Source organism: Plantibacter sp. MMLR14_011 (genome assembly GCF_001865025.1).
GTDB lineage: Bacteria > Actinomycetota > Actinomycetes > Actinomycetales > Microbacteriaceae > Plantibacter > Plantibacter flavus_A.
In genome coordinates, this window is record NZ_MJGW01000017.1 from 146,168 (window position 1) to 169,544 (window position 23,377).

Annotated in this window: 15 protein-coding genes; 7 read left to right on the forward strand and 8 right to left on the reverse strand. The window is 69.7% G+C overall.

The window, feature by feature from the left end; genetic code table 11:
- Window positions 1–55 precede the first annotated feature (55 nt).
- Window positions 56–1,381 (forward strand): acyltransferase, encoded by a 1,326-nt coding sequence (locus BIU99_RS09100; protein ID WP_071260864.1) that lies wholly within the window; start codon window positions 56–58, stop codon window positions 1,379–1,381.
- Here the strand turns inward: BIU99_RS09100 and BIU99_RS09105 are convergent.
- From BIU99_RS09105 to gatC, 4 genes are all read right to left on the reverse strand, one after another.
- On the reverse strand, window positions 1,352–1,948 hold the full coding sequence (locus BIU99_RS09105; RefSeq protein ID WP_064295123.1) for a hypothetical protein: 597 nt from the start codon (window positions 1,946–1,948) through the stop codon (window positions 1,352–1,354). The two genes, BIU99_RS09100 and BIU99_RS09105, sit on opposite strands and share 30 nt — an antisense overlap.
- Window positions 1,949–2,063: 115 nt before the next feature.
- On the reverse strand, window positions 2,064–3,563 hold the full coding sequence (gene gatB / locus BIU99_RS09110; RefSeq protein WP_071260865.1) for an Asp-tRNA(Asn)/Glu-tRNA(Gln) amidotransferase subunit GatB: 1,500 nt from the start codon (window positions 3,561–3,563) through the stop codon (window positions 2,064–2,066).
- A 3-nt stretch (window positions 3,564–3,566) separates the two neighbouring features.
- A complete protein-coding gene (gene gatA, locus BIU99_RS09115) occupies window positions 3,567–5,078 on the reverse strand; it encodes an Asp-tRNA(Asn)/Glu-tRNA(Gln) amidotransferase subunit GatA (RefSeq protein WP_071260866.1) in 1,512 nt (503 codons plus the stop codon).
- On the reverse strand, window positions 5,075–5,374 hold the full coding sequence (gene gatC / locus BIU99_RS09120; RefSeq protein ID WP_064295120.1) for an Asp-tRNA(Asn)/Glu-tRNA(Gln) amidotransferase subunit GatC: 300 nt from the start codon (window positions 5,372–5,374) through the stop codon (window positions 5,075–5,077). Before gatC ends, gatA begins: the two co-directional genes overlap by 4 nt.
- A gap of 90 nt (window positions 5,375–5,464) precedes the next feature.
- Between gatC and BIU99_RS09125 the strand changes: the two genes are divergently transcribed.
- Window positions 5,465–7,186, forward strand: coding sequence for a long-chain-fatty-acid--CoA ligase (locus tag BIU99_RS09125; RefSeq protein ID WP_071260867.1), 1,722 nt, complete (start codon window positions 5,465–5,467; stop codon window positions 7,184–7,186).
- A 2-nt stretch (window positions 7,187–7,188) separates the two neighbouring features.
- Here BIU99_RS09125 and ligA read toward each other — a convergent pair whose 3' ends face one another.
- On the reverse strand, window positions 7,189–9,516 hold the full coding sequence (gene ligA, locus BIU99_RS09130) for an NAD-dependent DNA ligase LigA (protein ID WP_139205391.1): 2,328 nt from the start codon (window positions 9,514–9,516) through the stop codon (window positions 7,189–7,191).
- Window positions 9,517–9,667: 151 nt separating this feature from the next.
- On the opposite strand from ligA, the gene BIU99_RS09135 reads away from it, so the two are divergent.
- The gene (locus BIU99_RS09135; protein WP_064295118.1) at window positions 9,668–11,146 is read left to right on the forward strand and encodes a sugar porter family MFS transporter; all 1,479 of its coding nucleotides are present in this window, start codon (window positions 9,668–9,670) and stop codon (window positions 11,144–11,146) included.
- A gap of 59 nt (window positions 11,147–11,205) precedes the next feature.
- On the opposite strand, the gene mnmA is transcribed toward BIU99_RS09135, so the two are convergent.
- Window positions 11,206–12,324 (reverse strand): tRNA 2-thiouridine(34) synthase MnmA, encoded by a 1,119-nt coding sequence (gene mnmA / locus BIU99_RS09140; protein ID WP_231884327.1) that lies wholly within the window; start codon window positions 12,322–12,324, stop codon window positions 11,206–11,208.
- A 60-nt stretch (window positions 12,325–12,384) separates the two neighbouring features.
- A complete protein-coding gene (locus BIU99_RS09145) occupies window positions 12,385–13,608 on the reverse strand; it encodes a cysteine desulfurase family protein (protein ID WP_064295116.1) in 1,224 nt (407 codons plus the stop codon).
- Window positions 13,609–13,676: 68 nt separating this feature from the next.
- Between BIU99_RS09145 and glgX the strand changes: the two genes are divergently transcribed.
- Both glgX and ybaK read left to right on the forward strand, forming a co-directional pair.
- Entirely contained in the window at window positions 13,677–15,719 is a 2,043-nt protein-coding gene (gene glgX, locus BIU99_RS09150) for a glycogen debranching protein GlgX (protein ID WP_071260868.1), read from the forward strand.
- A 2-nt stretch (window positions 15,720–15,721) separates the two neighbouring features.
- Window positions 15,722–16,213 carry a Cys-tRNA(Pro) deacylase gene (ybaK, locus tag BIU99_RS09155; RefSeq protein ID WP_071260869.1) on the forward strand — a complete coding sequence of 164 codons (492 nt, stop codon included), beginning with the start codon at window positions 15,722–15,724 and terminating at the stop codon, window positions 16,211–16,213.
- A 57-nt stretch (window positions 16,214–16,270) separates the two neighbouring features.
- Here ybaK and glgP read toward each other — a convergent pair whose 3' ends face one another.
- Window positions 16,271–18,844, reverse strand: a complete 2,574-nt coding sequence (glgP, locus tag BIU99_RS09160; protein ID WP_064295113.1) for an alpha-glucan family phosphorylase — start codon at window positions 18,842–18,844, stop codon at window positions 16,271–16,273.
- Window positions 18,845–18,993: 149 nt separating this feature from the next.
- On the opposite strand from glgP, the gene BIU99_RS09165 reads away from it, so the two are divergent.
- Window positions 18,994–21,048, forward strand: a complete 2,055-nt coding sequence (locus BIU99_RS09165) for an alpha-1,4-glucan--maltose-1-phosphate maltosyltransferase (protein WP_083397272.1) — start codon at window positions 18,994–18,996, stop codon at window positions 21,046–21,048.
- 65 nt (window positions 21,049–21,113) lie between these two features.
- Entirely contained in the window at window positions 21,114–23,336 is a 2,223-nt protein-coding gene (glgB, locus tag BIU99_RS09170) for a 1,4-alpha-glucan branching protein GlgB (RefSeq protein WP_071260871.1), read from the forward strand.
- Window positions 23,337–23,377 lie beyond the last annotated feature (41 nt).

The following is a 23,377-nucleotide window of genomic DNA, read 5'->3' on the forward strand; positions in this document are numbered from 1 at the left end:
ACGCTCTCCACAAGGGCCGAGGCGGGAGCGCCCGGCGACGCTAGGCTGTCCGGCGATGAGCACGCGAACGCGGACCGGGTCGGCCCCGGCGGTCCCAGACCTCTCCGGGCGGGACCTCGCCCTCGACCTCGTGCGCGTGGCCTGCGTCGTCACGGTGGTCGTCGTCCACCTCCTGATGGTCGCCGTGGCGATCGAGCCGGACGGCGCGATCGGCATCTCCCGGGCGCTCGAGCAGCAGCCGTGGTTCGACACGGGCACCTGGTTCGGCCAGATCATGCCGCTGTTCTTCATCGTGGGCGGCTTCGCGACGATCACCGGCTGGCGCAGCACCGTCCGACGTGGTGGCGGGACCAGCGACTTCCTCCGGTCCCGGGTCTTCCGACTCGCCCTGCCGACGATCCCGGTCCTGCTCTTCCTCGCCGTCGGACTCTGGCTCGCCGGGGCGCTCGGTGTCGACCCCGCCATCATCGAGGCCGTCGCCGCAGGCGTCGGGTCCCCACTCTGGTTCCTGGCCGCCTACCTGCTGTGCCAGGCGGTCGCGCCCTTCCTGGCCACCTGGCACGACCGCCACCCCGTCCTGACCTGTGCGGCACTGCTGGCCGGTGTGATCCTCGTCGACGTCGTCCGGTACTCGACCGGCCTCCTCGGCATCGGTCTCGTCAACCTGGTGTTCGTCTGGCCACTGCTGCAGCAGTTCGGGTTCTTCCTGGCCGATGGTCGTCTCCGCACCGTCCCTCGCCTCGTCCTCGTGGCCGTGGTGCTCGTCTCCTACGGTGCGCTCGTGCCGATCACGACCTGGCTGCCGTACTCGACCAGCATGCTCGGCAACCTCAACCCACCGACCCTCCCCCTCGTCGTCCTCGGCATCGGGCAGCTCGCCCTGCTCGCCCTGGTGCACCCGCTGCTCACGGCGATCATGCGGACCCGCGCCGCGCGAGCCGTCGTCTTCCTCATCGGGTCCCGGCTGATGACGGTGTACCTCTGGCATCTCCCCCTGATCATCGCGGTCGCCGGTCTCCAGCTCGCCCTCGGCATCCCCTTCGCGGAACCGCTGAGCGCCGCGTGGTGGTGGACCCGGCCGGTCGTGCTGCTCGTCGTCGCGGTCCTGCTCGCGGGCGTCGGCACACTCCTCGGCCGCGTCGAGCACCCCCGCAAGCTGCGCCTCGACCCGGAGCGCAAGCCGACACACGTCGCCGTGTGGATCGCGCTCGCGAGCGCCTTCATCATGCCCTTCGCGGAGATCTCCCACCCGCTCACCGCCGCGATGGCGGCTGCCGGCGCTGTCGGCTCGATCATCGCGGTCGTGCTTCTGAACCCGACCCGTCGGCCGGTCGAGCGCGTCGCGAGCGGATCAGACCAGGCCGTGGACCAGCGGCCGTAGCCATTCGCGGAAGGCCTCCCGGTCGTCCCGGAGCGACTCACTGACCACGATCGTGTCGGGCGCGACCACCCAGGCCCCCGGTCGGCAGATCGGAAGCACCTCGAGGTCCAACCGGAACGAGCTGGATTGCCGACGCAACTCGAACTGGCGCTCGCGGATGAGTTCGTAGACGTCGGTGAGACGGCTCGGCGATCGACCTGCGAGCGCGCGTTCGTACTCACGGATACGAGCCGACGCCCATCGGTGCGCCTCGTCGTACGCCCGGTAGGCGAGCTCCTGCAGGTCGAGGGCTCGATCGAACACCTCGAAGTGTGGTGGACGGACCTCGGCCATGAAGAGGCGCGTGTCGCGACGAGCGATCCCGGTCCACCAGCCGTCGAACTGGACCGCGAGCGCGTCGAGGTCGAGGCCGGCGACGTCGATCCGCTCCAGCCCCGGCGTGACGGCGGGAAGCTGCGCGACGCATCGCTCCCCGAGCCCTGCCATGTCGCGGAACGCGAGCGCCAGCATGAGGGCCATCGGAGCGTCTTCCGTGACCTGCCACCGCATGGTGCCTTCGACCAGCATGGCGGAAGTGTATGCCGGGCCAGCAGTCGGCACCAGGGCTTCCCCTGGCCGACGACATCGGGCCCGTGCCGCCGTCGTCGACGCTGGCACGGGCCCGATGGTGCAGCAGTGACCGCTACTGCGAGGCGCGTTCCAGGACGAGTTCGCGCACACGTGCCGCATCGGCCTGTCCGCGCATCGCCTTCATCACGGCGCCGATGACCGCGCCGGCCGCCTGGACCTTGCCGTCGCGGATCTTGGCGAGGACGTCAGGCTGAGCGGCCAGTGCCTCGTCGATGGCGGCGATCAGCGGACCGTCGTCGGACACGAGCGCGAGACCGCGAGCGTCGATGACCTCCTGAGGAGTGCCCTCCCCGTCGATGACGCCCTCGAGCACCTGGCGCGCGAGCTTGTCGTTGAGCGTTCCGTCCTCGACGAGCGCAGCGAGTGCCGCGACGTGCTCGGGCGACACGAGGCTCGTCGCCTCGACGTCGCGCTGGTTCGCGATCCGCGAGATCTCACCCGTCCACCACTTCCGTGCGGCTGCCGGAGCGGCGCCGGCCTCGACGGTGGCCGTGATCTCGTTCAGCAGACCACCGTTCACGACGTCCTGGAACTCCAGGTCGGTGAAGCCCCACTCGCTCTTCAGCCGACGGCGGCGGACCGCCGGCTGCTCGGGCAGGGCCGCTCGGAGTTCCTCGATGAGTTCGGGCGACGGCACGACCGGGAGCAGGTCGGGCTCCGGGAAGTACCGGTAGTCGTCGGCGTCACTCTTCGGCCGGCCGGCGGACGTGGCCCCGGTGTCCTCGTGCCAGTGCCGCGTCTCCTGGACGATGGACCCGCCGTCCTTGAGGATCGCCGCCTGCCGCTGGATCTCGTAGCGGACGGCGCGCTCGACCGAACGCAGGGAGTTGACGTTCTTCGTCTCCGTGCGCGTACCGAGCTTCTCCTGGCCGCGCGGGCGCAGCGAGATGTTCGCGTCGCAGCGGAGGTTCCCACGCTCCATCTTCGCGTCGGAGATACCGAGCGCCACGACGATGTCGCGGATCGCGGAGACGTAGGCCTTGGCGATCTCGGGCGCCCGGTGCTCGGTGCCGTAGATCGGCTTCGTGACGATCTCGACGAGCGGCACACCGGCGCGGTTGTAATCGACGAGCGAGTACTCGGCACCCTGGATACGGCCGGTGGAACCGCCGATGTGCGTGAGCTTGCCGGCGTCCTCCTCCATGTGCGCGCGCTCGATCGGCACCGTCACGATGGAGCCGTCGGCCAGCTCGACGTCGACCGAGCCCTCGAAGGCGATCGGCTCGTCGAACTGCGAGATCTGGTAGTTCTTCGCGAGGTCGGGGTAGAAGTAGTTCTTCCGTGCGAACCGGCTCGAGGGTGCGATCGAGCAGCCGAGGGCGAGCCCGAGGCTGATCGAGTACCGCACCGCCTGCTCGTTCACGACCGGGAGCGACCCGGGCAGACCGAGGCAGACCGGCGAGATGTTCGTGTTCGGAGCGTCGCCGAAGCCGTTCGGTGCCGAAGAGAACATCTTCGTCTTGGTGTTCAGCTCGACGTGCACCTCGAAGCCGAGCACCGGCTCGTACAGTTCGAGGGCTTCTTCGTAGGAGAGGAGCTTGTCCTTGGCCATGGGTTACCGACCTCCGAGAGCGGGTGCCTGCGAGATGAGGGTGTGCCCCCACGTCGATTCGAGGAGCGCCTCGAGGGCGGCGCCGACCCGGTAGAGCCTGGCGTCCTCCCGTGCTGGCGCCATGAACTGGATGCCGACGGGCAGACCGTCTTCGGGCGCGAGACCGATCGGCACGCTGATGCCGGGCACACCGGCGAGGTTCGCCGGGATGGTGGTGACGTCGTTCAGATACATCGCCAGCGGGTCGTCGATGCGCTCGCCCAGCTTGAACGCCGTCGTCGGGGCGCTCGGGCTCACGAGGACGTCGACCTGTTCGAACGCCGCCGCGAAGTCGCGCTGGATGAGCGTCCGGACCTTCTGGGCACTGCCGTAGTAGGCGTCGTAGTAGCCCGCGCTGAGCGCGTACGTGCCGAGGATGATCCGTCGCTTCACCTCGGGACCGAAACCGGCCTCGCGCGTCGCGGACATGACCTGCTCGACCGTGCCGCCACCCTCGGGCGTGACCCGCATGCCGAAGCGCACCGAGTCGAACTTCGCGAGGTTGCTCGACGCTTCGGCGGGGAGGATGAGGTAGTAGGCGGCGACGGCGTATTCGAAGTTCGGAGCGGAGACCTCGACGATCTCGGCACCGTTCGCCTCGAGCACCGCGAGCGCCTCCTGGAAGCGGCTCTTCACACCGGCCTGGAAGCCTTCACCGTTGAGCTCGGTGACGACGCCGACCCGGAGGCCGCGCAGCACGTCGCCACGCGCGCCCTCGCGGGCCGCAGCGGCCATCGAGGGCCACGCGTCGCGGAGCGAGGTGGAGTCGAGGGCGTCGTGCCCGGCGATGACGTCGTGGAGGAGGCCCGAGTCGAGGACCGTGCGGCTGACCGGTCCGACCTGGTCGAGCGAGGAGGCGAGTGCGATCGCCCCGTAGCGGCTGACCGCGCCGTAGGTGGGCTTCACGCCGACCGTGCCGGTCACGTGCGCCGGCTGGCGGATGGACCCACCGGTGTCGCTGCCGAGGGCGATGGGCGCCTCGAACGCGGCGACCGCGGCAGCGGAGCCACCGCCGGAACCGCCGGGGATGCGGTCGAGGTCCCACGGGTTGTGGGTCGGGCCGTACGCCGAGTGCTCCGTGCTCGAGCCCATGGCGAACTCGTCCATGTTCGTCTTGCCGAGCGGCACGAGACCGGCGGCACGTGACCGCGCGACGACGGTCGCGTCGAAGGGCGACAGGTACCCCTCGAGGATCTTGCTCCCCGAGGTGGACGGCATGTCGGTCGTGACCAGGACGTCCTTGATGGCGAGCGGGACGCCCGCCAGCTCGCCGAGGTCCTCGCCAGCGGCACGGCGTGCGTCGATGTCGGCGGCGACGTCGAGCGCGTGGTCCGACACGTGGAGGAAGGCGTGGACGTCGCCGTCGACCTGCGCGATGCGGTCGAGGTGGGCCTGGGTGGCTTCGACGCTGGAGACCTCGCCCGCGCGGAGCTTGCTCGACAGCTCCGCTGCCGTGAGACCGATCAACCCGCTCACTGCTCCTCCCCCAGGATCGCCGAGACCTTGAAGCGGCCGTCGGCCGATTCCGGCGCGTTCTGCAGCGCCTGTTCGCGCGTGAGCGTGTTGCCGACGACGTCGTCGCGGTACACGTTCTCGAGCGGGATCGGGTGGCTCGTCGCCGGGACGTCAGGCGTGGCCACCTGCTGCACCTTCTGGATGTTGTCCACGATGGAGTCGAGCTCCGTCGTGAGGTGGGCGATCTCGTCCTGGCTCAGGGCGATTCGAGCGAGGTTCGCGAGATGCGCGACCTGCTCGGTAGTGATTTCCGACATGCGTCTCCCGTACGTGTAGCGGTGGCGGTCGCTCCAGTCTATTCGCCAGGGACGTGGTCGTCCGTCGGGCTCCGCCCCTACAGTGGAACGGTGACCCAGAACGACTCGAGCAGCCGTCCCCGTCCCCCGCACGAGCGTCCGTGGCTCGCGAGCTACGCCGCCGACGTGCCGGACGACATCCCCGAGCAGACCGGCAGCCTCGGCGATCTCGTCGAAGCCTCCGCCGCGAGCTACCCGGACGCCGTCGCGCTGGAGTTCTTCGGGTCCACCACCACCTACACGGAGCTCGAGGCGCTGATCGCCCGTGCCGCCGCGGGCCTGCGTGCACTCGGTGTCCGGGCGGGCGACCCCGTCGCCCTCATGCTCCCGAACTGCCCGCAGCACATCGTCGCGTTCTACGCCGTCCTCAGGCTGGGTGCCGTCGTCATCGAGCACAATCCGCTCTACACCCCCCAAGAGCTCCGCCACCAGTTCGAGGACCACCGCGCGACGTTCGCGATCGTCTGGGACAAGGTCGCCGAGCACCTGCAGGACTTCCCGGCCGACCTGGCGGTGCACTCGCTCGTGACGATCGACGTGACCCGGGCGATGCCGCTCCACATGCGCGCCGCTCTCCGTCTGCCCATCCCGAAGGCGAGAGCCTCACGGGCCCAGCTCACCGCACCGGTCTCGGGCACGGTGCGGTGGGAGCAGCTCCTGACCTCGGCGCCGCTGCCGGCGAGCCACCCGAAGCCCGCGACCGACGCCCTCGCGCTCATCCAGTACACGAGTGGGACGACCGGCTCGCCCAAGGGGGCCGCACTCACCCACGGCAACCTGCTCGCGAACGCGGCGCAGTCCCGAGCTTGGGTGCCCACGGTGAGGCGCGGGGAGGCCGTCGTCTACGCGGTGCTCCCGATGTTCCACGCCTACGGCCTGACGCTCTGCCTGACCTTCGCCATGAGCATGGGCTCGCGCCTCGTCCTCTTCCCGAAGTTCGACCCGGCGCTCGTCCTCAAGGTCATGAAGAAGCGACCGCCGACCTTCCTGCCCGCCGTCCCGCCCATCGCCGACCGACTCCTGACCGCGGCGACCGAGCAGGGCGTGTCGCTGCAGGGCACCGAGATCGCCATCTCGGGCGCGATGCCGCTGCCGCACGACCTCGTCGTCCCGTTCGAAGCCGCGTCCGGCGGCTTCCTCGTCGAGGGCTACGGGCTCTCCGAGTGCTCACCGGTCATCTCCGCGAACCCGGTCTCGACCGCACGGAAGCCCGGGACCATCGGCCTCCCGCTGCCGAGCACCGAGGTGCGCGTCGTGGACCCCGACGACCCGGAGACCGACCGTCCGGCCGGCGAGGCGGGCGAGCTGCTCGTCCGCGGCCCGCAGGTCTTCCACGGCTACTACAACAAGCCCGAGGAGACCGCCGCCGTCCTGCTCCCAGGCGGCTGGTTCCGCACCGGCGACATCGTGTCCATCGACGAGGAGGGGTTCATGACCGTCGTCGACCGGATCAAGGAGCTCATCATCACCGGCGGGTTCAACGTGTCGCCGAGCGAGGTCGAGCAGGTGCTCCGCGGACACGCGTCGGTCGCCGACGCCGCCGTCGTCGGTCTCCCCGATCCCCACTCCGGCGAGCAGGTCGTCGCGGCCGTCGTCGCGGGTCCCGGTGCCACCGTGGATGCGGACGCGCTCAGAGCCTGGGCGCGGGAGATCCTCACCCCGTACAAGGTGCCGAAGCGGGTCGTCGTCGTCGACGAACTCCCCAAGTCGCTCATCGGCAAGGTGCTGCGGCGCCAGGTCCGAGACGAGCTGCTGCAGGCCGGCCAGGACTGAGCTCAGTCCGTCGGCGCCTCGTCGGCGGACGCTGCGCCCTCGGCCTCGTCCTCGGCCGGGACGTCCGGCTCGCCGAGCGCCGCCGGACCCTCGGAGACGAGCAGGGCGAACTGCTCGGCGTCGATGATCCGCAGACCGAGTGCTTCGGCCTTGGCGAGCTTCGACCCGGCACCCGGGCCGGCGGCGACGAAGTCGGTCTTCTTCGAAACGCTCGACGCAGCCTTCCCTCCCGCCTGCACGATGGCTTCCAGCGCACCCTCCCGGGTGAAGCCCTCGAGCGAACCGGTGGCGACGACGGTGACACCCGACAGCACCCCGCCGGCCGCGACAGCGGCGCCCGGCCCCGGGTGTCCGGGAGTCGCCCACTGCACGCCCGCCGCAGTCCACTCCTCGACGATCTCGCGATGCCAGTCGACCTCGAACCAGGCGATGAGCGCATCGGCGATAATCCCGCCCACGCCGTCGACCTCTGCGAGCTCGTCGCGGGTGGCCGCACGGATGGCATCGAGCGAACCGAAGTACTCCGCGAGTGACCGGGCGGCGACCGGGCCGACGTGGCGGATGTTGAGTGCCACGAGCAACCGTGCGAGCGGGCGGGTCTTCGCGCCGTCGAGGTTGGCGAGGAGTTCGATCGCGTTCTTGGACGGCACCGAGGACTGGTCACCGTCGAACTCGGCCGCGGCCGGATCGTGCACGCCGTCCTTCTTGGCGCGTCGGCGGCGGAAGGGCGTGACGCGCTTCTCGGATCCGTCCTCGTTGAGCTTGGGCAGCCCGGTCTCGTTGTCGCGGACGATCACCGTGACCGGGAAGATGTCGGACATCGTGAGCGAGAAGAGTCCGGCCTCGGTCGTCAGCGGTGGTTCCGCGGGCTCCACCGGTTGGGTGAGCGCCGCCGCCGCCACCTCGCCGAGCGCCTCGACGTCGAGCGCGCCACGGGAGCCGATGTGCTCGACGCGTCCGCGCACCTGCGCCGGGCAGCTCCGCGCGTTCGGGCAGCGCAGGTCGATGTCGCCCTCCTTCGCGGGGGCGAGGGTGGTACCGCACTCGGGGCAGTGCTCGGGCATGACGAACTCGCGCTCCGAACCGTCGCGGAGCTCGACCACCGGGCCGAGGACCTCGGGGATGACGTCGCCGGCCTTCCGGAGGACGACGGTGTCGCCGATGAGCACCCCCTTCGCCTTCACGACGTCCTGGTTGTGCAGGGTCGCCTGACGCACCTCGCTGCCGGCGACGAGCACCTTCTCCATGACGGCGAACGGGGTGGCGCGACCGGTGCGCCCGACGCTCACGACGATGTCGAGGAGCTTCGTGTTCACCTGCTCGGGCGGGTACTTGTAGGCGATGGCCCACCGCGGAGCACGACTCGTCGCGCCGAGCTCGCCGTGGAGCGCGAGATCGTCGACCTTCACGACGACGCCGTCGATCTCGTGCTCGACGCTGTCGCGGTGGGCGCCGAAGTACTCGATGAACTCCGCCGCACCGGTCGCCTCGTCGTGGACCCGGTAGTGCGAGGACGTCGGGAGACCCCAGCTGTGCAGGAGCTCGTAGACCTGTGACTGCCGAGCGACTGGTGGCTGTTCCCACGCGCCGATGCCGTGGACGAGCATCTGCAGGCGGCCGAGCCGGTCGTGCATGAGTGCGAGCTGGGCCGGGTTCTTGCCCTCCGCCTTCTGGCGCAGGGAACCGCTCGCCGCGTTGCGCGGGTTGGCGAAGACCCGTTCACCGGCCGCCGCCTGGTTGGCGTTCAGTTCGCGGAAGGCCTCGACCGGGAAGAAGATCTCGCCCCGGACCTCGACGACCTCCGGGAACTCGACCTCGGGGTCGGACGAGGTCAGTCGCTCGGGGATGGAACGGATGTACCGCACGTTCTCCGTGACGTCCTCGCCGACGACACCGTCGCCGCGCGTGGCCGCGCTCACGAGGCGGCCGCGCTCGTACCGGAGGTTGATGGCGAGGCCGTCGATCTTCAGTTCGCAGAGGTACTGGACGGACCCTCCGGCGTCGCGCTCGACCTTGGCGGCCCAAGCGAGGAACTCCTCGATCGAGAAGACGTTGTCGAGGCTGAGCATGCGCTCGAGGTGCGTTACCGGGGCGAACAGCGTGGTCTCGGCGCGCCCGCCGACGGTCTGGGTGGGGCTGTCCTGGCTCTGCAGCTCGGGGAACAGACGCTCGAGCTCCTCGAGCCGCCGGAGCATCGCGTCGTACTCCTCGTCGGAGGCGAGCGACTCGTCTCGCTCGTAGTACGCGTCGCGGAGCTCGAGGATGCGCGAGGTGAGTTCCTCGGCCTCGGTCGATGCCTGCTGGAGGGTCTGTCCGGTGCTGTTCGCCACGGCGTCCAGTCTACGAGCGGCGTCCGACACCGGCGGGCGCTTGACACCCGGCACGTCCTCCCAGATGTGCGCAACGGGGTCGGGGCGGGTCTCATCGAGGAGTAGGGTGTCGCAGTGCCGCAGGAACCATGCGCGCGGAATCGGAGGAACCATGTCCCAGTCCAGCAGTCCGGGAACGGGGGCGGCTCCCACCAGCAAGCAGCTGACCGCGCGCGTCATCGGCATCTCCGTCTCGGCCGCGGTCGGTGGCTTCCTCTTCGGATTCGACTCATCCGTGGTGAACGGCGCGGTCGACGCGATGCAGGACCACTTCGCACTCAGTGAGGCGCTCATCGGCTTCGCGGTCGCGTCAGCGCTGCTCGGTTGCGCGCTCGGCGCCTACCTCGCGGGCCGGATCGCCGACAGCCGCGGTCGCATCTTCACGATGCTGCTCGGTGCAGGCCTGTTCTTCGTCTCCTCCTTCGGAGCCGGCTTCGCCTTCTCCCCCTGGGACCTCGTCATCTGGCGCATCGTCGGCGGGCTCGGTATCGGCATCGCCTCGGTCGTGGCTCCGGCGTACATCGCCGAGATCGCGCCGAGCGCCATCCGCGGCCGTCTCGCCTCGCTGCAGCAGCTCGCCATCACGCTCGGCATCTTCGCCGCGCTCCTGTCCGACTCCGTCCTGGCGGGCGCCGCCGGCGGCGCGTCGAACCCGCTGTGGTTCGGCGTCGAGGCCTGGCGCTGGATGTTCATCGCCTGCGCGCTCCCGGCCGTGGTCTACGGCGTGCTCGCGATGCGGCTCCCCGAGTCGCCCCGGTTCCTCGTCCGCAAGGGCAAGTCCGACGAGGCCCGTCGGATCTTCGCGACCGTCTGGCCGCAGGAAGAGGTGGATCGCGCCGTCAAGCTCGCCGAGCAGGCGGTGAAGGACGATGAGCAGCAGAAGAAGGCGACCCTCTGGGGCGGACGCTTCGGGCTCCTGCCGATCGTCTGGATCGGCATCATCCTGTCGATCTTCCAGCAGTTCGTCGGCATCAACGTGATCTTCTACTACTCGACGACGCTGTGGAAGGCCGTCGGGTTCCAGGAGTCCGACTCGCTCCTCATCTCGGTCATCACCTCGGTGACGAACGTCGCGGTCACCATCGTCGCCATCCTGCTCGTGGACCGCATCGGTCGACGGCCGATCCTCCTCGCGGGCTCCATCGGCATGACGGTCTCGCTCGGTGCGATGGCGATCGCGTTCACACAGTCGGTGACCGACAGCGCCGGCGAGGTGTCGTTGCCCCAGCCGTGGGGAACGATCGCCCTCGTGGCCGCCAACGTGTTCGTGGTCGCGTTCGGCGCGTCGTGGGGACCGCTCGTCTGGGTGCTCCTCGGCGAGATCTTCCCGAACCGCCTGCGCGCGAAGGCACTCGGTGTCGCGGCGATGGCGCAGTGGATCGCGAACTTCCTCATCACGGTCAGCTTCCCGGCCCTCGCCGCGTTCTCCCTGCCGGTGACCTACGGCATGTACGCGCTGTTCGCGCTCCTCTCGTTCGTCTTCGTCCTCGCGAAGATCCCTGAGACGAACGGCCTGACGCTCGAGGAGGCGGAGACCCTCTTCGTCAAGAAGCCCAAGAAGTCCAAGGCGGGCGCACCGTCCCGATCCTGAGACCGACGCGGAACGCCCGACGAGCCTGGCTCGTCGGGCGTTCCGTCGTTCCGGGGTCGTCAGGCGGAGGCGGCGGCTCCGACGGGTACCGCGCTGACGGTGCGGTCGATCGTGAACTGACCGAGGACGCGCGTCCCGCTGTACAGCACGGCGGTCTGTCCGGGAGCGACGCCGTCGAGCGGCGTCTCCGGGTGGACGACGAGTTCACCACCGACGAGCGTCAGCGCGGCGGGGACCGGGTCCGCGTGCGCACGGATCTGGACGTCGCACGGGATCGGTTCGGCACCGACCTCCGGAGCCCTCCCAGCCCAGGTGAAGCGCGAGCCGGCGATCTCGCCGATGGCGAGCGCCTCCTTCGGCCCGACGACGACCGTGTTGTCCTTCGGACGCACCTCGAGGACGAAGCGGGGACGTCCGTCCGGCGCCGGCACGCCGAGGTGCAGGCCCTTGCGCTGGCCGACGGTGAACGCGTGGGCACCCTCGTGCGAACCGACGACGGCTCCGTCGCGGTCGAGGACCTGGCCGGTCTCGGTACCGACCCGCTCCCCCAGCCAGCCCTTCGTGTCGCCGTCGGGGATGAAGCAGATGTCGTGGCTGTCGGGCTTGTTCGCCACCGTGAAGCCGCGCTCAGCGGCCTCGGCACGGACCTCGGCCTTCGACGGCGTCGCCCCGAGCGGGAACATCGAGTGCGCGAGCTGTTCGGCGGTGAGCACGCCCAGGACGTACGACTGGTCCTTCGCCCAGGCACTCGCCCGGTGCAGTTCTCGATCACCCTCGGGGCTCGTGACGATCGTGGCGTAATGGCCGGTCACGACCGCGTCGAACCCGAGGTCGAGCGCCTTCTCGAGCAATGCGGCGAACTTGATCTTCTCGTTGCATCGCATACACGGGTTCGGGGTCCGGCCGGCGCGGTACTCGGCGATGAAGTCGTCGACCACGTCGAGCTTGAAGCGCTCCGAGAAGTCCCACACGTAGTACGGGATGCCGATCAGGTTCGCCGCACGCTGGGCGTCCATCGAGTCCTCGATGGTGCAGCACCCGCGACTGCCGGTCCGGAGCGTACCCGGCATCCGGCTGAGCGCCAGGTGGACGCCGACCACCTCATGGCCCGCGTCGACGGCGCGTGCCGCTGCCACGGCGGAGTCGACTCCGCCACTCATCGCTGCCAGAACTTTCACCGGGCAAGTCTATGCGCCAGCCGCCGGACGGCCACCCGCAAGCAGCGACGGGAGGGCTGCTCAGGGACGAGCGCCCAGTGCCGTGTCGCGGTCGGCGGAACCGGCCCGACTCGCCTGCGCGTACGCGCGCGGCAGCGCCTGGAGGAAGTCGTCCACGTCGCCCTCGGTCGTCGTCCGGCCCAGCGTGATCCGGAGGACCGATCGGGCCTCGGTCTCCGGGCGTCCCATCGCGAGCAGGACATGCGACGGTTCCGGGACGCCGGCCTGGCAGGCGGAACCCGTCGAGACCGCCACCCCTGCGAGGTCGAGCAGGAAGAGCATCGAGTCCCCCTGTGCGCCGGGGAACACGAAGTTCGCGTTCGACGCGAGTCGCTCGCTGGGATCACCCGTCAGCTCGGCCTCCGGAACGGTCGCCCGCACGCCGGCCACGAGTCGGTCGCGCAAGGCGCTGAGACGCTCCTGTTCCGCGGTCCGCTCGAGCGCCATGAGCTCTGCGGCGACGGCGAATCCGACGGCTGCCGCGACGTCCTGCGTGCCGGAGCGGAGTCCGCGTTGCTGTCCGCCACCGTGCTGCAAGGGCTCGACCACGGCTGCGCGACTCACGACCAGGGCTCCGATCCCCACGGGACCACCGATCTTGTGCGCGGAGACGCTGAGCGCGACGAGACCACCGGCACCGACGGATCCGGATGCGGCGCGAAGGTCGGCGAGGTCGATGGGGAGGTGTCCGTAGGCCGAGACCGCGTCCAGGTGGAACGGCACCTCGGACGCTGCGGCGAGCGCCGCCAGCCGGACGACGGGCTGGATGGTGCCGACCTCGTTGTTCGCCCAGAGCGCCGTCGCCACGGCGATGTCGGGGCCGTGGTCGGCGAAGTGCGCGGCCGCCGTGTCGAGTGAGACCCGGCCGAGGTCGTCGAGCGGGATCCAGAGCGGGGATGCACCCTCGTGGCGCTCGAGCCACTCGACGGTGTCGAGCGTGGCGTGGTGCTCCCCCGCGGGTGCGAGCACGGCGGCGCGGCGTCGATCCTGCTGGCGGTGCCAGTAGAGACCCTTGAGGGCGAGGTTGATGGATTCGGTGCCGCCGGAGGTGAAGACGAGTTCGATGGGGTCGCATCCGAGGGTCGCCGCGACCCGCTCACGTGCCTCTTCGAGGAGGCGGCGGGCCTGTTGCCCGGGGCCGTGGATGGAGGCCGGGTTGCCGACGGTCGCCATCGCGGACGCGTAGGCCTCGATCACCTCGGATCGCACCGGGGTCGTCGCGGCGTGGTCCAGGTACACCACCATGCCGCTCCTCCCCTCGCCGCGTTGTCCGCGGATCTTCGCGCACTCCCGCACTCACTACTGTAGAACCCATGAACGCTGGTGACCCCTTCCACGATCTCGGCGTCCGCCTCGGCCCGTCCGGTGGTGAGCTCCGTGTGTGGTCCGAGCATGCGGATGCCCTCGAACTCGTGATCTTCGACGACAAGGATCTGAACTGGATCACCCACTCGGTCGAGATGACCCGCGACGACGACGGTGTCTGGAGTGGGAGTTCCGAGGAGCTGGTGCTCGGCCGACGCTATGCGGTCCGCGCCTCCGGGCCGTCCTCGCCGAACAACGCCTTCGACCCGAGCCTCCTGCTGCTCGACCCCTACGCCCGCGGCCTCGCCCGGGTGTCGGCAGAGCAGTGGCGGTCCGTCGTCGTCGACGACGCGTTCGACTGGGGCGGTGTGCAGAAACCCCGTGTCCCGCTCGACCGGACCGTCGTGTACGAGGCGCACGTCAAGGGGCTGAGCAAGCTGCACCCCGACGTGCCGGAGGAGCTGCGGGGCACGTACGCGGGCCTCGCCCACCCCGCGATGATCGCGCATCTGCACGACCTCGGGGTGACGAGCGTCGAACTGCTTCCGGTGCACGCGTTCACCTCTGAGCAGCGTCTCATCAAGCAGGGCCTCGTCAACTACTGGGGCTACAACACCCAGAACTTCTTCAGTCCACACGCCTCCTACGCGACGAAGACGGCGCAGGCGGGAGGCGCGGACGAGGTCCTCCGCGAGTTCAAGGGCATGGTGAAGCTGCTGCACGAGGCCGGCCTCGAGGTCATCCTCGACGTCGTCTACAACCACACCGCCGAAGAGGGGCCCGGCGGCCCCCGCACGAGCTTCCGCGGCATCGACAACGCGACCTACTACCGTCAGGACGCCACCGGCGCCTACATCGACGTGACGGGCTGCGGCAACACCGTGGGCTTCGGCCACCCGGTCCCCCAACAGCTCGTGCTCGACTCGTTGCGGTACTGGGCGGACGAGGTGCAGATCGACGGCTTCCGGTTCGACCTCGCTGCGACGCTCGGTCGGAACGAGGCGGTCGAGTTCACGCCCGACCACCCCCTGCTCGAGGCGATCGTCCACGACCCGTCGCTCGTCGACGCGAAGATGATCGCCGAGCCCTGGGACGTCGGGATGGGCGGCTGGCAGACGGGGCACTTCCCCGCCGGGTGGCACGAGTGGAACGACCGGTACCGGGATCGCGTCCGCAACTTCTGGCTCTCCGACATCGACTACGCGAGACGCGCGGACGCCCCTGTCGGGATCGGTGGGTTCGCGACCCGTCTGGCCGGATCGAGCAACACCTTCTCCGCTGAGCGCGGTCCGCTGGCCTCCGTCAACTTCATCACGGCCCACGACGGGTTCACCCTGGCCGACCTCGTCTCGTACGACGTCAAGCACAACGTCGGGAACGGCGAATCCAACCGCGACGGGACGGACAACAACCGTTCCTTCAACCACGGTGCCGAGGGCCCGACGGACGACCCCGCGATCCTCGCCGCTCGTCGCAAGGCGATGCGGAACCTGCTCGGCACGCTCCTGCTGTCGGCGGGTGTCCCGATGCTCACGGCTGGCGACGAGTTCGGGCGGAGTCAGCGCGGCAACAACAACGCCTACTGTCACGACTCCGAACTGACGTGGGTCGGGTGGACGAGGGAGCCCTGGCAGGACCAGTTGCTCGCACACAGCCGCCGGCTCCTCGAACTGCGCCGCGAACACCCCGCCCTCCGACCGGAGCATTTCGCCGCCGCCGGGACGACGGTGCCCGGCGCGAGCGTCATGGACTGGTTCGACGCGTCTGGCGGGACCATGAGCACCGAGGACTGGACGAGTCCACGGAACCGGACGTTGCAGTTCTTCTCGACGAGCACGCCGGAGTCCGAGGAGCTCGACCGCGTGCTGCTCATCGTGCACGGCGTCGAGCAGCCGGTCGAGGTCACCTTGCCCCAGCACGAGGGCGTGACCGCGTTCGTGCGCATCTGGAACTCCGCAGACGACGCACCGACGTCCGAGGAGGAGCAGTTCGTCCCCGGCCAGACGGTCCCGGTCTCGGCCACGTCGATGCAGCTCTTCCGAGCCGTCTGACGATGGCGAAACGGAGGGCCGAGGGCGGTGGCACCCCGGCGACGGTGACGTTGACCTCGCTGGGCATCCCGTTCACCCCGCGCTCCTACCGACACGATCCGTCGGTGACGGCCTTCGGGCTCGAAGCAGCCGCAGCGCTCGGGGTCGACCCGCCCAGGGTGCTCAAGACCCTGCTGGCGGAGGTGGACGGGTCGCTCGTCGTCGCGATCGTCCCGGTCACCGACCAACTCGACCTCAAGGCGCTCGCGACGGCCCTCGGCGGGAAGCGGGCGACGATGGCGGACCCCGCCGTCGCCGAGCGCAAGACGGGCTACGTGGTCGGCGGCATCAGCCCGATCGGGCAACGCACCACGCTCCCGACGGTGCTCGACGAGAGCGCCTTCGAGCACGAGACGGTGTTGGTCTCGGGTGGTCGGCGCGGGTTCGACCTCGAACTCGCCCCATCAGACCTCGGATCGGCCGTGTCCGCCGTCGTCGCGCGGATCGCCAGATAGTCGGATCCCTCGGCGCGCCGGTCCGGGGGTCGTACCGGCGCGTCGGGAGAGATCGCCCTACTGGTCCGCCACGGCGACGAGCCCGAGTTCCGCGGGGGTGAGGAGCAGCTCGTGTCTCGGCACGATGCGCACCGTGTACCCGAACCCGCCGGCCCGATCGAGGGGAAGCGTCCCGGCGTACTCGAGTGTGTGCTCCGGCCGACTCGTCGACGGGGACTGCTGCTGCTCGAGCGGCTGCGTCCGGATGTCGAGCAGTTCACCCCCGGCACCGGGCACCCCGTAGACCACCTCGACGGTCACGTCCTCGGGTGACAGCGATCCCAGTTGGACGTAGGCGCGCAGCCGCAGCACGTCACCGACCTGCGGGACCGCGTCGACACCGCCGCTCTCGACATGGGCGACCGCCAGCTGTGGCCAGGCCTCGCGCACCCGCTGCTTGTAGGCTGCCAGCTCGCGTGCCCGCTGCTGATCGGACGCGTTCAGCTCGCGCTCCATCGCCGCCGCCGGGAGGTACATGCGCTCCGTGTACTCGCGGACCATGCGGTCGGCGCTGAGCGGTTCGGACAGCGTCGAGATCGTGTGTCGCACCATCTGCATCCAGCGCTGCGGCAGCCCGTCGTCCTCGCGCTCGTAGAACCGCGGTACCAGCTGGTGCTCGAGGATCTCGTACAGTGCCGTGGCCTCGAGGGCGTCGCGTTCCTCGTCGTCCGCCGCCCCGTCCGCCGACGGGATGACCCAACCGTTCTCGCCGTCCGCGTACTCGTTCCACCATCCGTCGAGGATCGACAGGTTCAGTGCTCCGTTGAGTGCGGCCTTCATACCGGAGGTCCCGCAGGCCTCGAGGGGACGCAGCGGGTTGTTCAACCACACGTCACAGCCGGGGTAGAGCGTCTTGGCCATCCCGATGCCGTAGTCCGGTAGGAAGACGATGCGCGATCGGAGCTCGGGATCCTGGGCGAACTGTACGAGGCGCTGGATGAGCCGCTTGCCGTCGTCGTCCGCCGGGTGTGCCTTGCCCGCGACGACGATCTGGACGGGCCGTTCGGGGTGGAGCAGGATCGCGCGCAGTCGGTCGGGATCGCGCAGCATGAGGGTGAGCCGCTTGTAGCTCGGCACCCGCCGGGCGAACCCGATCGTCAACACCTCGGGGTCGAGCAGTTCGTCGATCCAGGACGGGAGCACCGCTTGCGGGTTCTGGGTCCGATACCCGTCGGCGATCCGGCGCCGCACGTCGGCGACGAGGCGCTCCCGCATCCCGTGCTTGCGCGACCAGAGCTCGGCGTCCGGGAGCGACGGATCGGACCAGTCCGCCCGACTCGTGTCGGTCGTCCCCCACCGGTCCACGGCGAGGTCGACGAGCGACGGATCCGTCCAGCTCGGGGCGTGGACGCCGTTCGTGATGGACGTGATCGGCACGTCCGAGACGTCGAAGCCGGGCCAGAGCCCTCGGAACATCGCGCGGCTCACCTCACCGTGCAACCGACTGACGCCGTTCGCGCGCTGCGCCAGACGCAGGCCCATGATCGCCAGGTTGAAGACGTCGGCCGAGCCGCCGTTCGCCGTCTCGTCGCCGAGTGCGAGGGCGTCCTGTGCGGCGACGCCCGGGAGCAGGTCACCGCTGAAGTACCGCGTGATCACCTCGCGGTCGAACCGGTCGATCCCGGCCGGAACGGGGGTGTGCGTCGTGAAGACGGTCCCGCCCCGCACGAGCTGCAGCGCCTCGTCGAAGGAGAGCCCGTTGCCGACGAGGTCGCTGATCCGCTCGAGTCCCAGGAAACCGGCATGGCCTTCGTTGGAGTGGTAGACCTGCGGCAGCGCGTGGTCCGTGAGCTCGCTCCACTGCTTGATCGCTCGGACGCCGCCGATGCCGAGGAGGAGTTCCTGCAGGAGGCGGTGCTCGCCGCCACCGCCGTACAACCGGTCCGTCACGCCGCGCAGGTCGGCGACGTTCTCCGGGATGTCCGTGTCGAGCAGCAGCAGTGGCACCCGACCGACCTCGGCGATCCAGACCCGTGCCGACAGGCTCCGGTCGTCCGGGAGCGCCAGGGTGACGGTGACCGGTGTCCCGTCCGGCTCCCGGAGCACCGTGACCGGGAGTCCGTCGGGGTCCTGCACGGGATAGGACTCCTGCTGCCAGCCGTCGTTCGTGATCGACTGCGCGAAGTATCCGGAGCGGTAGAGGAGGCCCACGCCGACGAGCGGCACCCCCAGGTCGGACGCGCTCTTCAGGTGGTCGCCGGCGAGGATGCCGAGTCCGCCCGAATACTGCGGCAGGGCCGCGGCGATACCGAACTCGGGCGAGAAGTAGGCGATCGTCTGCGGTTTCGGGTCCGGAAGACCCTGGTACCACCGCGGCTCCTCCAGGTACCGGCGGAGGTCGGCGTGCAAGGCGTCGGCGCGGCCGACGAAGTCCGCATCGGCGGCGAGTTCCGCCAGTCGCTCCGGTGTCACGAGTCCGAGGCCGCTGATCGGATCGTGGTCGGACTCGCGCCAGACGTCCGGTGCGATCTCGTCGAACAGGCGCTGCGTCGGCTCGTGCCACGACCACCGCAGGTTCGCAGCGAGGGCCGTGAGCGAGGTCAGGGACTCGGGGATGAGCGCGCGGACGGTAAACCTGCGGATAGCCTTCACGCGCTCACTCTATGGCAACCGCAGCGGCCGCTCAGGACACGGCCGCGCCCGAGGCCTTAGCATGACGCGCGACACCCCGCGCGCCCCTTCATCGGTGGTCGTTTCGCGGTACGGTCGGACCAGTGGCACCGAAGGAGATGGAACGCACTATGCCGAAGTCAGTACCGCAGTCCTCCACCGTCGACGACGCCGGACCGGTGTCGCTCACGCTGTCCCCGAGCATCGGGCGCATCCCGATCCTGGATCCGACGCCCTCGGTCGAAGGTGGCCGTTGGCCGGCCAAGGCGTTCTCGGGCGAGGTGGTGCCGTTCGGCGCGACCGCGTTCCGCGAAGGGCACGACCTCATCGGCGTCGAGCTCCTGTTGACCGACCCGCGCGGGAAGACGGTCGCGCATCGGATGTCCCCCGGCGCCCCGGGCACGGACCGATTCGAGGTCGAGGTCCAACTCGCGACGGAGGGCCCCTGGCGGTACCAGGTCCGCGCCTTCGCCGACGAGTTCGCGACCTGGGAGCACAACGCCCGGGTCAAGATCGAGGCCGGTGTCGACGTCGAGCTCATGTACCTCATCGGCGCCGAACTCCTCGAGCGCGCCGCTACGGACAAGCTCCGCCCGGCGAAGGACCGCCGCTTCCTCACCGCCGCCGCCAAGCTCCTCCGCGACACCGAGGCCGAGCCGGAAGCCCGGTTCGCGGTGCTCGACGATCCAGAACTCCTGGCCATCGCCGACCGTCGGCCGTTCGCCGGTCTCGCGAGCACGAGCGACGAGCGCGTGGTCCGCGTCGAGCGCACCCGGGCCGGCGTCGGTTCCTGGTACGAGTTCTTCCCGCGGTCGGAGGGTGCCGAGCGGAACCCGGACGGCTCCTGGACGTCGGGCACTTTCCGCAGCGCAGCCGGTCGGTTGCCGGCCGTCGCCGCGATGGGGTTCGACGTCCTCTACCTGCCGCCAATCCACCCCATCGGCGTGACGTTCCGCAAGGGACCGAACAACACCCTCACACCCGGCGAGCACGACCCGGGCTCCCCCTGGGCGATCGGTGGTGCCGCGGGCGGTCATGACGCGATCCATCCCGACCTCGGCACGGAGAAGGACTTCGTCGCCTTCGTCCGCCAGGCGAAGAAGGTCGGTCTGGAGGTCGCCCTCGATCTCGCCCTGCAAGCGTCGCCGGACCACCCCTGGGTGACCGAGCACCCCGAGTGGTTCACGACCCTCCCCGACGGCACGATCGCGTACGCCGAGAACCCGCCGAAGAAGTACCAGGACATCTACCCGGTCAACTTCGACAACGACCCCGAGGGCATCCGGGCCGAGGTGTTGCGCATCGTCCGCCACTGGATCTCGCTCGGCGTCCGCATCTTCCGCGTCGACAACCCCCACACCAAGCCGCTCGACTTCTGGGAGTGGTTGCTCGCGACCGTCAACCGGACGGACCCCGACGTCGTGTTCCTCGCGGAGGCCTTCACCCGTCCGGCCCTGCTGCAGGGTCTGGCGAAGGTCGGGTTCCAGCAGAGCTACACCTACTTCACCTGGCGCAACACGAAGGAGGAGCTCGAGGAGTTCCTCGGTGCGGCGGCGACCGAGACCGCCGACTTCCTCCGGCCCAATCTGTTCGTCAACACGCCGGACATCCTCACCGAGTACCTCCAGTTCGGTGGCCGGGCGGCGTACAAGGTGCGTGCGGCGATCGCCGCGACCGCCGCTCCGACGTGGGGGGTCTACGCCGGGTACGAGCTCATCGAGAACGTCGCCCGTCCCGGTGCCGAGGAGAACATCGACAGCGAGAAGTTCGAGTACCGTCCGCGGGACTGGGCCGCTGCGGAAGCCGCCGGCACCTCGCTGTCGCCGTACCTCACCCTGCTCAACCGGATCCGGCGTGCGCATCCCGCCCTCCGGCAGTTGCGCAACATCAGCTTCCACTGGAGCGACGACGACCAGATCCTCGTCTTCAGTAAGCATCTCGACCAGCGGTTCACCGGGACCGGTGAGCACGACACCCTGCTCGTCGTCGCCAACCTCGATCCGCACTCGGTCCGACAGACCATGGTGCACCTCGACCAGACCGTGTTCGGTGGTGTCCCGGGCGGCAGCTTCGACGTCACCGACCTCGTCACGGGAGCCGAGTGGATCTGGTCCGACAGCAACTTCGTGCGCCTCGACGCCTTCACCGAGCCCGTGCACATCCTGAGCGTGAGGATCCGACCATGACGACCAGCCCTGTGACCCCAGACGGAGCCGCTGCACCGAAGCGCTCCGGCCGTCGAGCCGCACCGATGCCGGTCGACGCCACACCGGCGCCCCGGGAGCTCCCGCTCCCCTCCGTCGAGGACTGGATCCTCGACGCCGTCGCGGAGGGCCGCTACCACGATCCGCACGAGATCCTCGGCCAGCACCTGGTCGACCTCGGCGGGGTGAGCGACCCCCTCGTGGTCGTCCGCGCCAGACGCCCGCTGGCAGAGCAGGTGACGGCGGTGCTCGCCAACGGTGCGCGCGTCGAGCTCGCGCACGTCCGCGCCGGCATCTGGCAGGGCTTCCACGTCGACGGCATCATCGACTACACGCTCGACGCCCGCTACAGCGACGGATCGATCTGGAACGCCGACGACCCGTACCGGTTCGCGCCGTCGATCGGCGAACTCGACCTGCACCTCATCGGCGAGGGTCGCCACGAACGACTCTGGGACGCCCTCGGCGCACACGTCACCGAGCTGCGTGGGGTCACCGAGTCGGTCGCCGGCACCGCGTTCTCCGTCTGGGCACCCCACGCACGCGCGGTCCGGGTCATCGGCGACCTCAACTCCTGGGACGGCACCGCGCACGCCATGCGCAACATGGGTGCGACGGGTGTCTGGGAGCTGTTCATCCCCACCATCGGCGCCGGCGAGCTGTACCGCTTCGAGATCCTGACCCAGCGCGGCGACTGGGTCCGTCGGTCCGACCCGATGGCCCGGTTCACCGAGCGCTCCCCCGCCACCGCATCCGTGACCGGTGTCAGCGACTACCGCTGGACCGACGAGGCGTGGCTCGATCGGCGAGCCGCGAGTGATCCGCACAACGGACCCATGAGCGTCTACGAGCTCCACGTCGGCTCGTGGCGTCCCGGGCTCGGCTACCGGGACCTCGCGGACCAGCTCATCGAGTACATCGCGGAGCTCGGCTACACGCACGTCGAGTTCATGCCGCTCGCCGAGCACCCCTTCGGCGGCTCCTGGGGCTACCAGGTCACCGGCTACTACGCGCCGACGAGCCGCTTCGGTTCGAGCGACGACCTCAAGTACCTGATCGACCGTCTCCACGGCGCGGGGATCGGCGTCCTCATGGACTGGGTGCCCGGCCACTTCCCCAAGGACGAGTGGGCCCTCGCGAACTTCGACGGTCAGCCCCTCTACGAGCACCCCGACCCGCGACGTGGCGAACAGCCGGACTGGGGCACCCTCGTCTTCGACTTCGGGCAGCCCCAGGTCAAGAACTTCCTGGTGGCCAACGCCCTCTACTGGCTTGAGGAGTTCCACGTCGACGGCCTGCGCGTCGACGCCGTCGCCTCGATGCTGTACCTCGACTATTCGCGGAAGGACGGCGAGTGGCTGCCGAACGTCCACGGCGGGCGCGAGAACCTCGAAGCGATCAGTCTCCTCCAGGAGGCGAACGCGACGGCCTACCGGCGGAACCCCGGGATCGTCATGATCGCCGAGGAGTCGACGAGTTGGCCCGGCGTCACGGCGCCGACGAGCGCGGGCGGTCTCGGGTTCGGTCTGAAGTGGAACATGGGCTGGATGCACGACTCGCTCCAGTACATCGAGCACGACCCGCTCTACCGGTCACATCACCACGGCGAGATCACCTTCTCGATGGTCTACGCCTTCAGCGAGAGCTTCCTCCTGCCGATCAGCCACGACGAGGTCGTCCACGGCAAAGGCTCCCTCCTCGCGAAGATGCCCGGTGACCACTGGCAGCAACTCGCGAACATGCGCGCCTACCTCGCGTTCATGTGGGCCCACCCCGGCAAGCAGTTGCTCTTCATGGGCCAAGAGTTCGGTCAGCCCTCCGAATGGTCTGAGGAACGCGGTCTCGACTGGTGGATCCTGGACCAGCCGAGCCACCGGGCGCTGCTCGGCCTCGTGTCCCGACTCAACGCCGTGTACACGGAGCACCCGGCGCTCTGGGCCCTGGACCACGACGCCGCCGGCTTCGAATGGCTCGACGCCGGGGACGCGCAGAACAGCGTGCTCTCATTCCTGCGCTGGGACGACGACGGCAACGTGATCGCCGCACTGGTCAACTTCTCCGGCGCCCCCGTCGGCCCGTACCGGGTCGGTCTGCCTCGCGCCGGTCGGTGGGAGGAACTCCTCAACACCGACGCCGTGGAGTACGGCGGATCCGGCGTGGGCAACTACGGATCGATCGAGGCGTCGGCGTCACCGTGGGCAGGACGCCCGGCTTCCGCCGAGCTCACGCTCCCCCCGCTCGGCATGATCTGGCTCAAGCACGTCGGCTGATCAGGCTTCCGCAGCACCCGGATGCACGACGAAGGCCCGCC

Coding starts and splice junctions, on each gene's coding strand:
- BIU99_RS09165 (WP_083397272.1), top strand. CDS start 18,994: ATGCCGAAGTCAGTACCGCAGTCCTCCACCGTCGACGACGCCGGACCG.
- glgB (WP_071260871.1), top strand. CDS start 21,114: ATGCCGGTCGACGCCACACCGGCGCCCCGGGAGCTCCCGCTCCCCTCC.
- ybaK (WP_071260869.1), top strand. CDS start 15,722: ATGGCGAAACGGAGGGCCGAGGGCGGTGGCACCCCGGCGACGGTGACG.
- BIU99_RS09100 (WP_071260864.1), top strand. CDS start 56: ATGAGCACGCGAACGCGGACCGGGTCGGCCCCGGCGGTCCCAGACCTC.
- BIU99_RS09145 (WP_064295116.1), bottom strand. CDS start 13,608: ATGGTGGTGTACCTGGACCACGCCGCGACGACCCCGGTGCGATCCGAG.
- glgX (WP_071260868.1), top strand. CDS start 13,677: ATGAACGCTGGTGACCCCTTCCACGATCTCGGCGTCCGCCTCGGCCCG.
- gatC (WP_064295120.1), bottom strand. CDS start 5,374: ATGTCGGAAATCACTACCGAGCAGGTCGCGCATCTCGCGAACCTCGCT.
- BIU99_RS09105 (WP_064295123.1), bottom strand. CDS start 1,948: ATGCTGGTCGAAGGCACCATGCGGTGGCAGGTCACGGAAGACGCTCCG.
- BIU99_RS09135 (WP_064295118.1), top strand. CDS start 9,668: ATGTCCCAGTCCAGCAGTCCGGGAACGGGGGCGGCTCCCACCAGCAAG.
- gatB (WP_071260865.1), bottom strand. CDS start 3,563: ATGGCCAAGGACAAGCTCCTCTCCTACGAAGAAGCCCTCGAACTGTAC.